The 12,242-nt window shown below is 72.4% G+C and carries 9 protein-coding genes; 8 read left to right on the forward strand and 1 reads right to left on the reverse strand.

Annotation, left to right across the window (positions count from 1 at the left end):
- Positions 1 to 54 precede the first annotated feature (54 nt).
- From fxsA to fxsT, 4 genes are all read left to right on the forward strand, one after another.
- Positions 55 to 252 (forward strand): FxSxx-COOH cyclophane-containing RiPP peptide, encoded by a 198-nt coding sequence (fxsA, locus tag H4687_RS22860; RefSeq protein WP_046915121.1) that lies wholly within the window; start codon positions 55 to 57, stop codon positions 250 to 252.
- A gap of 34 nt (positions 253 to 286) precedes the next feature.
- Positions 287 to 2,755 (forward strand): FxsB family cyclophane-forming radical SAM/SPASM peptide maturase, encoded by a 2,469-nt coding sequence (locus H4687_RS22865; RefSeq protein ID WP_225966781.1) that lies wholly within the window; start codon positions 287 to 289, stop codon positions 2,753 to 2,755.
- 150 nt (positions 2,756 to 2,905) lie between these two features.
- On the forward strand, positions 2,906 to 4,156 hold the full coding sequence (locus H4687_RS22870) for a TIR-like protein FxsC (RefSeq protein WP_046915123.1): 1,251 nt from the start codon (positions 2,906 to 2,908) through the stop codon (positions 4,154 to 4,156).
- Positions 4,157 to 4,238: 82 nt separating this feature from the next.
- Positions 4,239 to 8,243: an FxSxx-COOH system tetratricopeptide repeat protein gene (fxsT, locus tag H4687_RS22875; RefSeq protein WP_046915124.1), complete on the forward strand. Its 4,005-nt coding sequence runs from the start codon at positions 4,239 to 4,241 to the stop codon at positions 8,241 to 8,243.
- A gap of 190 nt (positions 8,244 to 8,433) precedes the next feature.
- On the opposite strand, the gene H4687_RS22880 is transcribed toward fxsT, so the two are convergent.
- Positions 8,434 to 8,886: an ATP-binding protein gene (locus H4687_RS22880; RefSeq protein ID WP_050398401.1), complete on the reverse strand. Its 453-nt coding sequence runs from the start codon at positions 8,884 to 8,886 to the stop codon at positions 8,434 to 8,436.
- A gap of 394 nt (positions 8,887 to 9,280) precedes the next feature.
- Between H4687_RS22880 and H4687_RS22885 the strand changes: the two genes are divergently transcribed.
- The 4 genes from H4687_RS22885 to H4687_RS22900 all read left to right on the forward strand — a co-directional run bounded on the left by H4687_RS22885 (position 9,281) and on the right by H4687_RS22900 (position 12,229).
- Positions 9,281 to 10,015, forward strand: a complete 735-nt coding sequence (locus H4687_RS22885; RefSeq protein ID WP_050398402.1) for a hypothetical protein — start codon at positions 9,281 to 9,283, stop codon at positions 10,013 to 10,015.
- Between the two features lie 174 nt (positions 10,016 to 10,189).
- Positions 10,190 to 10,936 (forward strand): YcnI family copper-binding membrane protein, encoded by a 747-nt coding sequence (locus H4687_RS22890; protein WP_046915370.1) that lies wholly within the window; start codon positions 10,190 to 10,192, stop codon positions 10,934 to 10,936.
- 85 nt (positions 10,937 to 11,021) lie between these two features.
- The gene (locus H4687_RS22895) at positions 11,022 to 11,693 is read left to right on the forward strand and encodes an SCO family protein (protein WP_046915371.1); all 672 of its coding nucleotides are present in this window, start codon (positions 11,022 to 11,024) and stop codon (positions 11,691 to 11,693) included.
- 95 nt (positions 11,694 to 11,788) lie between these two features.
- Positions 11,789 to 12,229, forward strand: a complete 441-nt coding sequence (locus tag H4687_RS22900) for a copper chaperone PCu(A)C (protein WP_097251369.1) — start codon at positions 11,789 to 11,791, stop codon at positions 12,227 to 12,229.
- Positions 12,230 to 12,242: the final 13 nt, after the last annotated feature.

Genomic DNA, 12,242 nt, shown 5'->3' on the forward strand with positions numbered 1-12,242 from the left:
GAGCCGCAAGACCGCAACTCCGTCGGTTTCCACGCACAGATTGATGAGGTCCCCATGAACGCATCCCTCGACCCCACGGCCGCAGAGTCAGGATCCACGGCCGCCGTCGGTCCGGAGCGGGTGTCCTTGGTGCAGTTGGCGGCGCGGAGCGGGGGCGCGCTGTCGCCCGCTCTGACCCGTGCCGTGTCGAACGGCGTCGAACGGACCGGTCCGGGACGGGTCGCGGTCGCGGCCTTCCAGTCCTCCGTCTGACACCGCCCGTATCCGGCCGATCCCTGTGACCGTCATGGGCCGACCGCTCCTGCCCCTACGCCAGTTCGTGCTGAAGATGCACAGTCGCTGCGATCTCGCGTGCGACCACTGCTATGTGTACGAGCACGCGGACCAGAGCTGGCGCGGCCGGCCCCGGGTGATGTCGGACCTCGTCCTGCGCGCCACGGCGGAACGCGTCGCCGAGCACGCGAAGACCCATGGGCTCGCCGCCGTGCACGTGGTGCTGCACGGCGGTGAGCCCCTTCTCGCGGGCCGCGCCCGGCTGCGCGCGGCCGCCGTGGAACTGCGCGCCGCCCTCGACGGCGTGTGCGAGCTGGATCTGCGGATCCACACCAACGCCGTCACGCTCGACGAGCGGTTCCTGGACCTGTTCGACGAGTTCGGCATCAAGGTCGGCGTCTCGCTGGACGGCGACCGCGCCGCGAACGACCTGCACCGGCGCTACGCCGACGGGCGCAGCAGTCACGACCGGGTCCTCAGGGCCGTCGCCCTGCTCGGCCGGCCCCGCTACCGCCACCTCTTCGCGGGCCTGCTGTGCACCATCGACCTGCGCAACGACCCGGTCGCCGTCCACGACGCGCTCGCCGGCCTCGCCCCGCCCCGCGTCGACTTCCTCCTCCCGCACGCCACCTGGGACGAGCCCCCGGCGCGCCCCGAGGACGACGTCGACGGCACCGCGTACGCGCGCTGGCTGCTGGCCGTCCACGACCGCTGGACCGAGACCGGACGGCCCATGGAGGTCCGGGTGTTCGACTCGGTCCTGCGGACCCTGCGCGGCGAGAGCAGCCTGACCGAGTCGCTGGGGCTGGACCCGGCCGACCTCGCCGTGATCGAGACCGACGGGACCTTCGAACAGGCCGACTCCCTGAAGACCGCCCACGCCGGGGCTCCCGCCACCGGCCTGGACGTGTTCGCCCACTCCCTGGACGAGGTCGCCGCGCATCCCGGGATCGTGGCCCGGCAGCAGGGCCTCGACGGGCTGGCCGCGCAGTGCCGTTCCTGTCCGGTGGTGCGCTCCTGCGGCGGGGGCCTGTACGCCCATCGCTACCGGTCCGGCGGCAGCGGGTTCGCCAACCCCTCCGTGTACTGCTCCGACCTGTTGTCCCTCATCACCGATCTCCGGGACCGTCACATGACCGACCAGTCCGTACAACCCGCGCTCGCCGAGGCCCACTTGGACGAGCTGGCCACGGGGTGCGGCTCGGACACGACCGTGGACCTGCTGGGCCGCCACCAACTCGCCCTGGTCCGCGAGCTGCTGGGCCATGTGCGGCACACGACGACGCGCACCCCTGCGGGCGGGGACGCCGAGGGCGCGGAGGAGGCATGGGAGACGCTGACCGCCCTCGACAGCGCGGCCCCCGAGGCCGTGGACACGGTCCTGGCCCACCCCTATGTACGGCCCTGGGCGCTCAGCTCCCTCGGGGTCCGTCCACCGACGCGACCGGTGGCGGGAAAGCCCGGAGAGGCGGGAGGGACGGCACCGGCGGAACCGGCCGGGGGCGGCAGCGAGACGGCCGCGACGGCGACCCGCGGGATCGCGGAGATCGCCGCCGCCGCCGTGGTGCGCGCCGGGCGCCCGGCGGCGGTCGTCGTCCCGGTCCGCGACGGGCTGCTGCGGCTGCCCTCGCTCGGCACGCTGGCGGTGGGGGCGGGCGCCGGGCACGCCGTGGTGCGCGCGGGCGCCGACGGTTTCACGGTCCACGCGGACGACCGGACGTACACCGTGGCCCGCAACGAGCCCGGGGACCCCGCCTGGCGGGGGAGCCGGCGGTTCGAGCTGGACGGCTGGTCCGTGACCCTGGAGGACACCGACCCCTGGCGGGCCTGCCACGGGCATCCGGCGCACCCCCGGCTCACCGAGGGGGAGGCCGAGGCGTGGCGGGCCGACCTCACCCGGGCCTGGGCCTGGATCCGCCGCGAACTGCCCCGCTACGCACCCGGGATCGCCGCGGGGCTCCGGGTGATCACCCCGCTCGTGCCCTCCCCCGAGGGCGCCGACATCAGCTCGGCGGCCCGCGACGCCTTCGGTGCCGTGGCCATCGCCCGCCCCGCCGCGCCGGAGACGCTGGCGCTGCTCCTCGTCCACGAGTTCCAGCACGTGAAGCTGGGCGCGGTCCTGGACCTGGCGGACCTGTACGACCCGGCGTGCGACACGCTGTTCTACGCGCCCTGGCGCCCCGACCCGCGCCCGCTGGAGGGGCTGCTGCAGGGGACGTACGCCCATCTCGCGGTGGTCGACTTCTGGCTGGCCCGGTGGCGGAGCGGGGGCGGGCAGTGGGCCGAGACCCGGTTCTCCCGGTGGCGGGACCAGACGGCGGAGGCGGTGGAGACCCTGGCGGGGTCGGGCGCGCTGACGGAGGCCGGGGGACGGTTCGTCGCGGGGCTCCGGCGGGCGCTGCCGGCGGACGAGGTGAGCGCGGACGCCCGGCGGGCGGCCCGGCGGGTGGCGGACGAGCACCGGCGGACCGTTCTGCCGTAGGGGGAGTGGAGTGTCTCCTGCTTCCGCTTACGTGTTCGAGGCTCGCGCAATCCTCGGCCGGAGCGGGGACATTGGGCCCGTTCGTCATATTCCACGTGACCCTGCCCCCTTCCTACACTGAGGAAAGTCACCGGGCATCGGGGGGCACGGGTGCGAGGAGATGCGGCCAACGGGGGCGGAAGCCCTTATTTCTTCCTGAGTTATGCGCACACCCCGCGCAACGACGCCGGTGACACCGATCCGAACATCTGGGTCAAGAAGCTGTACGACGGGCTGTGCGCCCACATCATGCAGATGACCGATCTGCCGCGCGGCGCACGCGCCGGGTTCCTGGACCAGGGCATGGCGGTCGGCACCCGCTGGACGGACGAACTGTCGGAGAACCTCGCGCGCTGCAAGGTGTTCGTGCCGCTGTACTCGCCGCGCTACTTCATCAGCGAGCAGTGCGGCCGGGAGTGGTGGGCCTTCTCCCAGCGCCAGATCAGCCACCGGGCACGCGGCGGGGCCGCCCGGGAACACGCGATCATCCCCGCGTTATGGGTGCCCGTGGAACCCGTACAACTGCCGCACGCGGCGAAGGACCTGCAGTTCAACCATGTGTCCTTCGGCCAGGACTACGCGGAGGAGGGGTTCTACGGGCTGACCAAACTCCGGTACCTGCGCGACGAGTACGAGCGGGCCCTGTACCGGCTGGCCAAGCAGATCGTGCACGTGGCCAAGGTCACCGAGCTGGACGAGGGGCAGACGTACGACGAGTACGAGTCGCTGCCCAGCGCGTTCGGCGCCTCGGGGCACCCCCCGGAGTTCGACATCACGGTCCTCGCGTGCACCCGTTCCGACCTGCCCCCGGGCAGTGAACCCGACTGCTACGGCCCGCTGCCGCGCGACTGGAACCCGTACCACCCGGCGTCGGCCCGGCCGCTCGGCGAACACGCGGCCGACCTGGTGCGCACCATGGACTACAAGGTGAACATCGGGGACTTCGAGAAGGACGCCGACCGGCTGCTCGGGCCCGGCCCGCCCAGGGCGCCCGGACTGCTGCTGCTCGACCGGTGGGCGCTGGGCTCCGCCAGGGGCCGGGAGCTGCTGGACCGGCTGTGCGAGGAACAGCGGCCGTGGATCAGCGTGATGATCCCCAGGTGCGAGGACGACGCCGGTCCGGCCCGGGAGAAGAGGCTGACGGCGCTCACCGAGAAGGCACTGGCCGCACGCATGACGGAGGGCAGCGGGCACCGCACCCTCAACGGCGGCATCCGCACCCTGGACGCCTTCGGCAACGAACTGCAGACGGCCGTGAAGCAGGCCGTCGCCTCCTACGAGGCACACGCGCGGACCTATCCGCCGGCGGGACCCCGTATCGCGCCCCCGCGCCTGCGGGGCCCGGCGGACCTGGGCGGCTAGCGCCCGGGGCCACCGGGACGCACGGGAGCACGGGAGCACGGCAAGGGCGGGGCGGGTCGGACAGGGCGGAGGACGGCAGGCCATGACGGAGAACCGCAACGGCACGGTGATCACGTTCTACTCGTACAAGGGCGGCACCGGGCGAACGATGACGCTCGCGAACGTGGCGTGGATCCTGGCCGCGGGCGGACACCGCGTCCTGGCCGTCGACTGGGACCTGGAGGCGCCCGGCCTGCACAAGTTCTTCCACCCCTTCCTGAACCCCGCGATGCTCCGGGCGACCCCCGGGCTGAGCAACCTCATCGGCGACTACCGCCGCGAGGCACTGCGCGACCTGCCCGACCGCGCCCCGGACTGGCACCGCCGCTACGCCCGGGTCCGGCCGCACGCGCTGACGCTGGACTGGTCGTTCCCCGAGGGCGGCAGCCTGGACTTCCTGTCCGCCGGCCGCCGGCACGACGACTATCCGATGATCGGCAACATGGACTGGGAGCTGTTCTACGCCAGTTACGGCGGCGGCCGGTTCTTCGAGGCGATGCGCGCGGACATGCGGCGCCACTACGACTACACCCTGATCGACAGCCGTACCGGCCTCAGCGACCTCGCCGACGTCTGCACCGTGCAGATGCCCAACACCCTCGTCGTCTGCTACACCCTCAGCGGCCAGAGCATCGAGGGCGCCGCCGCCGTCGCGCAGAGCGTCCGGGAGCGGTTCGGCCACAAGGGCATCCGCATCCTGCCCCTCGCCATGCGCATCGATCTCGGGGAGAAGGACAAGCTCGACGCGGGACGCGCCCTGGCCCGCGAGCGCTTCGCCGGGCTCCCGGCCGGCCTGGACGGCGAACGGCTCACCGACTACTGGTCGTCGATGGAGGTCCTCTACCAGCCCTACTACGCCTACGAGGAGATCCTCGCGGCCTTCGGCGACCCGCCGAAGACGGCCAACTCCATGCTGAGCGCCTGCGAACGGGTCACCTCCGTCATCACCGAGGGCCGGGTCACCCGACTGCCCCTGATCGGCGAGGAGAAGCGGGCGCGGTACAAGGCCGCCTACACCCGGCGGCGGCCGCTGCCCGTCTCCCGGCTGGTGCTGTACTACGTCTCCGAGGACCGGATGTGGGTGGACTGGCTGGAGTCGGTGCTGCGGGACGCGGGCTTCGAGGTGGTGCCCATGGACGTCCGCGAACTGCCGCAGGACGCCGACGGGCTCCCCGGGGACGACGACCGCACGGGGCCCGGAGCCGCGGCGCACCCGGACCCGGACGACGACTCGGAACGGCTGCTCGCCGTGGTCTCCCCCGCCTTCCTCAACTCCCGGCGGGCCCGTCGGGCGTGGGACGACGCGGTACGCGCCGGGGGGCGCAAGCCCCGGAACCGGCCGGTGGCGGTGCGGGTCGACGACGTCCGGCTCAGCCTGCCGCACTCCGGCCGGGGCGCCATCGACCTGACCCGGCTGGACGAGGAGCGGGCGTACACCACGCTGCTGACCGGCCTCGACCACCCGGACATCCTGCCGGCGCCCCCCGGCGGCGCCGCGCGCTTCCCCAACACCGGCACGCGCATCTCCAACGTCCAGCCCCGCTACCCGTGGTTCACCGGTCGCTCACCGATCCTGGACCGGCTGCGTGAGCGCCTGGTCAGCGGCCGCTCCGGCCAGCGGCTGCCGCAGGTGCTGCACGGCCTGGGCGGGGTGGGCAAGTCCCAGCTGGCGCGCGAGTACGCGCACCGGTTCAAGGCGGACTACGACCTGGTGTGGTGGATCGACGCCGAACAGCCGGACCTGGTCCTGCCGAAGGTGGCCGCGCTCGCCCAGGAGCTGGACCTCCCCGTCGGTGACGACGTGGCGGAGGCGGCAGAGGCGGCCATGGCCGCGCTCCGGCAGGGGGACCCCTGCGCGCGGTGGCTGCTGATCTTCGACAACGTCCCCGACCTGGACAAGGCGCTGCACCTCTTCCCGGAGCGTTCCGGGCCCCTGCCCGACCACGTCTACGGTCATGTCCTGGTCACCACCCGGGCCCGGCCCGCCTCGACCGCCGTCCAGTCGCTGGAGATGGAGGTCTTCACCCGCGAGGAGAGCGTGGAGCACCTGTGCCGCCGGGTGCCGGGACTGCGCGAGGACGACGCGGACCGGGTCGCCGACGCGCTGGGCGACCTGCCGCTCGCCGTGGAGGTGGCGGCGGCCTGGCTGGAGACGACGGCCACCCCGGTGCAGGAGTACATCGAGCAGCTGAGGGAGCAGTCCACCCGGGTGCTGTCCGTGCAGGAGGCCGTGGACGCGGTCGAGTACCCGTCCTCCGTGGGCGCCACCTGGAACATCTCCATCGCCCGGCTGCGCGAGGAGTCACCGGCCGCCGCCCGGCTCCTGGAACTGTGCGCCTTCTTCGCCGCCGAGCCCATCTCGATGTCCCTGATCAGCAGCGACGCGATGATCGACGCGCTCCTGCCGTACGACAGGGATCTGCGGGCGCGCTACATGCTCGGCCGCGTCACCCAGGCCCTGAACCGCCTCGCGCTCGCCAAGGTCGACTCCGCCGACAACTCCATCCAGGTGCACCGGCTGGTGCAGGCGGCGGTGCGGGACAGCCTGGACGACGAGCAGCATGTGCAGACCATGCACGAGGTGCACCGCATCCTCGCCGCCGCGCGGCCCAGCGAGGGCGCCGTGGACGATCCGGCGCAGTGGCCCGGTCTGGAGGTGATCTGGCCCCACCTGACCCCCTCGAACATCCGCTCGTGCACCAAGGACGAGCCGCGCCAGCTGATGGTGGACCGCGTCCGCTATCTGTGCAGGCGCGGCGAACTGCAGGCCGCGCGCACCCTGGCCACCCAGCTGCACGAGCTGTGGACGGACGCGTTCGGGGACCGCGACGACGAGCAGATCCTCAACCTGCGCTTCCAGCTGGCGAACGTGCTGCGGGCCCAGGGCGACTACCAGGCCGCCGTCGCCATGGACGAGAGCACCCGGGACGGCCGGCGGCGGCTGTTCGGCGAGGCCCATCCGACCGTTCTCATCGCCTCCGGCAGCGTCGCCGCCGACTACCGGGCGTTGGGCCGCTTCAAGGAGGCCCTGGAGCTGGACACCCGGATCCACCAGGGCTTCGCGGCCGTCTTCGGCGAGGACCATCCGCGAACGCTGTCCGCCGCCAACAACCTCGCCATCGACTTCCGGCTGGCCGGTGACAGCGAGGCCGCGCGCCGGCTCGACGAGGACACGGTCCGCCGCCGTACCGCGCTGCTGGGCCCGACGCATCCGTACACCCTCGCCACCAAGGGGCTCCACGCGCGCGACCTGCGGGATCTCGGCGACTACCGGACCTCCGCCGAGTTCCTGCGCGAGGTGCGTGAAGGGTTCGAGCAGGTGTTCAACCCGGGGGTGCCCGAGGTCCTCCAGGCCGACAAGAGCCTCGCGGTCTCCCTGCGCAAGGCGGGACGTACCGCCGAGGCGCTGCGGATCACGGAGGAGACCTGGAAGACGTACGCCCGCTACCACGACCGCTACGGCAGCACGATCCCCGAGGTCCTCGCCTGCGGGCTCAACCTCGCCGCGGACTACTACGCCACGGACGCCGAGGACGGTCCCGCGCGGGCGGTCCGCCAGGTCGAGGAGGTGCTCGACGGGTACCGGGACTCGTTCGGCGCCGAACACCCGTTCACCATGTACTGCTTCAACAACCTCGCCATGTACCACCGGGCCCTCGGCAACACGGAGACGGCCGAGGAGCTGAGCCGTCACGCCCGCGACTGTCTGGCCGCCACCCTCGGGGACGACCACCCGTCCGTTCTGTCCGCCGGCCTGAACCTGGCCAACACCTACGGGGACCGGGGGCTGCACGAGAGGGCCGAGCACTGGGAGCGCCGGGCCGTGGACGGACTGCGCCGGAGGTTCGGCCCAGACCACCCCGATGTGCTGGTCGGCATGGGCAATCTGGCGGTCACCCTGCGGGGCACCGGCCGTGAGGAGGCCGTGCAGCTCCAGGAGAGGGCGGTGAACCGGCTGACCCATCTGCTGGGCAGAACCCACCCGGTCACCACGCTGGTCCGGTCCTGGCAGCGCGTCGGACGGGATCTGGAGCCGCATCAGATCTGACGCGGGGCGCGTGCGTCCGCCGGGGGGCGACTGCGGGGGGCGTGCGACTGCGGGGACGCGTCCGCGTGGGGTATGGGGGCGTGTCCGGGTGGGGTACGAGGGCGTGTCCGCCTGGGCTGCGGGGGGGGGCGCTCGCGTGGGGTAGGGGGCGCGGGCTGCGGAGGCGGGTCCGCGTGCGGCGTGCTGTGGGCTACACGGCCATCAGCGGGGCGTCCTCGCGCCACTTGAGGATCTTGTCGAAGCTGACGACCGCGCCGCCGTGGCCCGGTTTGTTGCCGATGTGGACGTGGTCGGCCAGTTCGCGGATGAGACAGAGGCCGCGCCCGTTCTCGGCGTCCGTGTGGGCCTGGGCCGGACGGACGGGGTGACGGTGCGGGAAGCCGGGGCCGGAGTCCGCGACCTCGATACGGCACTTCTCTCCGTCGAGGTAGGCGGTGACCCGGTACGCCTCGGTGGTCGCGCCGGCCGAGAGCCCACCGCCGTGCTCGACAGCGTTGGCGCAGGCCTCGCTGAGGGCGACGGAGAGGTCGTAGGAGACGTCCGGGTCGACGCCCGCCGTCTCCATCGTGCCGATCAGCAGCCGCCGGGCGAGCGGCACGCTCGCAGCCTCACGCCGCAAATGGAGTGACCACCAGATGCTCATGCTCCAGCCTCCAGGCCGCGGCTCGACATACCGTTACGTATTGCCGCCGAGAGCACCGCGCAATCGCCCGGACGCTGTCTGTCCGCCCATACGGCGGATGCGGCCCCCGCACATTCGGTGTATGCGGACCGAACCCTTCCGAATCACCTGTCACTCCGTGCACACAAGGCCACGGCTTTGGGGGCTCCGCCACGCCACCCCCACCCCCGTCGCGCCCGCGCCCCCACCTGAACACCGCCGCCCTCGCCCCCGTACCTCCCGCCATGAACCCGCCGAACCCAGCGGAGCGCCCCGGTGCGATGATGGGCCCGCCATGACTGCCCCCCGCCCCCACCGGCCGACCACCCCGCGCCCCGTGCGCGCCGGAGGTGAACTCCGGTTTCCACGAGCCGCGATGTTCGCCGCGGTCTGCGTCGCGCTGGCCGGGGCCGGACACGCGCTCGCCTCGTGCGCGGCGATCCCGCTGTGGACCCTGGGTATCGGCTTCGCCGGCGTCTTCGCCGTCGCGGCCGCTCTGGCCGGACGGGAACGCTCCCTGCCGGGCATCGCGGCGACCCTGGCGGTGGGCCAGACCCTGCTGCACGCTCTGTTCGGACTGGGCCAGCACGGGCCGACGGCCGCGTCACGGACCGCGGAGGCCATGGACGCGGCGCTCGTGGAGCGTGCCGCCCGCTTCGTGTGCGGCACGACCGCGGCGGCCCTGAGCCCCGCGCAGGCCCAGCGGATCCTGGTCGAGGCCGGGGTGGGCGGCACACACGCCGCGCACGCCCCGACGGACACCATGACGACCGTGGCGGGCTCCCCCGTCACCCTCCTGCCGTCGCTGCCCATGATGCTCGGCCATGTGCTGGCGGCCTTGGCCGCCGGCTGGCTGCTTCGCCACGGCGACCTCGCACTGCTCCGCCTGGCCCGCCTGTCGGGCCATGAGCCGCTCGTACGGTCCCTGCGCGGCGCGCTCGCGCTGGCGCTGGCCCTTCGCTCCGGGCTCCCGAGCGCGCCGGAGGCCGTTCCCTGCGCCCCGCGTGCCGGGTACGCGGCGCCCGCGACCCTGCGGACGACCGCCCTGCAGCACACGCTCGTCCGGCGCGGACCACCGGCCGCCGCGTCCGCCCTCACCCTCGCCGCCTGACACGACGCCCGCTCACTCCACACCTGGGAGGGGAGTCGTCGACGGCGTCGAGACACGCGCCGCATCCGCCTCAGCTCCCGGCCCCCGGCTTCTCGCTTCGGGCTCGGCCCCGGCTGCCGCGCGCGGCACGCGCACCCCTCGTCCTCTCCTCCTCACTGTGGAGTGTCACCAGTCATGAAGGCTTCTCGTATCGCCGCCGTCGGCGCCCTCGCCGGTTCGGCCGTCCTCCTCCTGTCCGGCCCCGCGTTCGCGCACGTCAGCGTCGCGGCGGAAGGCACCGCGGCCAAGGGCGGGTACGCGACCGTCAACTTCAAGGTTCCCAACGAGCGCGACGACGCCACGACCACCAAGCTCGAGGTGAACTTCCCGACCGACCACCCGCTCGCCTCGGCCCAGCCGGAGGCCATCCCGGGCTGGGACATCAAGGTCACCAAGGCCAAGCTCGCCAAGCCGGTCGAGCTGCACGGCGAGCAGATCGACGAGGCCGTCTCCAAGATCACCTGGACCGCCGACGGGACGGGCATCAAGGCGGGCTTCTTCCAGAAGTTCCCGGTCTCCATCGGCCAGCTCCCCGAGAACACCGACGAACTGGTCTTCAAGGCGATCCAGACGTACTCCAACAAGGAGGTCGTCCGCTGGATCGAGGTGCCCAAGGACGGCGAGGAGGAGCCCGACAACCCGGCCCCCGTGCTCGCGCTCTCGGCCGCCTCCGGGGACCACCACGGCTCCGCCGCCTCCACCGCCTCCGACGAGTCCGAGGACGCCGACGACGCCAAGGCCGCGTCGAAGGAGACCGCCGCCGCCGCGCCCGCCGACACGAGCGACACCACCGCCCGCGTCCTCGGCATCGTCGGCATCGTCGTCGGCGCCGCGGGTGTCGCCTACGGCGTGCTGGCCGGCCGTCGGCGCACGACCTCCTGAGCCTCCGGCTTCCCGGCCCCTCCTCCTCGGCGCGCACGTGCAGCCCCCGTGCGCGCCGGGGCTCGAACCAACTGGACATTTTCCTATGCGCACGAACACGAAGAAGACGTTCGCGGCCGGAGCGCTGCTGGCCGCGGCCGTCCTCGGCCTCTCGGCCTGCGGCACGGGCGACAGCTCCACGACATCGGTCGCCGAGGTCTCCGACACCGGCCCCCAGAAGCCCTACACGGTCCTCGACCAGCCGTTCACCAAGCCGGATCTGGTCCTCACCGACACCAGCGGCAAGGCGTACGACCTCCGCGAGGAGACCGAGGGCAAGCCGACGCTGATCTACTTCGGCTACACCAACTGCCCCGACGTCTGCCCGCTGACCATGAACAACCTGGCGGTCGCGAAGAAGGAGGTGGCGAAGAAGGTGCCGAAGTCGGAGCTGGCGAACCTCCGGCTGGTCTTCGTCACCACCGACCCCGAGCGGGACACCCCGGCGGAACTCGGCAAGTGGCTCAAGGGCATCGACCCCGAGATCGTCGGCCTGAGCGGCGACTTCGACGACATCCAGAAGGGCGCCCTCAAGCTCGGCATCTCCATCAACCCGCCGACCAAGAACAAGAACGGCAAGGTCGTCTCCGAGCACGGCACCCAGGTCATCGCGTTCTCGCCGAAGACCGACGGGGGCTATGTGCTGTACGACGAGGAGGCCACCGTGCAGGACTACGAGAGGGACCTGCCGAAGCTGCTCAAGGGCGAGAACCCGTGAGGCCTCGACTCGCCGACGCCGTACGGCCTCGGCTCGTCGGTCCCGTACGGCCTCGGCTCGTCGGTCTCGTACGGCCTCGGCTCGTCGGTCCCGTCCTGGTCACCACGGCCGCGCTCGTCCTCGCCGGGTGCGGTTCCGGTGACTCCTCTTCCGCCGCCTCCGCCGCGAAGCTGTCCGTGAAGTCCGCGTACATGCCGCAGCCCGTCACGGACTCCCTGGCCGCCGGTTTCCTCGTCATCCGGAACGACGGCGGCAAGGCGGACGAGCTGACCTCCGTCACCAGCGACATCGCCCAGGACGTCACCGTGCACGAGACGGACGGGCAGTCGATGCAGGAGATCAAGGGCCTGAAGGTCCCCGCCGACGGCGAACTCGTGCTCAAGAGCGGCGGAAACCACCTGATGTTCGAGAACCTGAAGCGCAAACCGAAGGAAGGCGAGACGGTGTCCCTTCGGTTGAACTTCACCAAGTCCAAGGCCATCACGGTCGAGATGCCCGTGAAGTCGGCGACGTACCAGCCGACCAGCGGGCGCTGAGGGAGGAAGCACC

Origin of the sequence: Streptomyces stelliscabiei (assembly GCF_014873495.1) — a bacterium.
Classification (GTDB): domain Bacteria; phylum Actinomycetota; class Actinomycetes; order Streptomycetales; family Streptomycetaceae; genus Streptomyces; species Streptomyces bottropensis.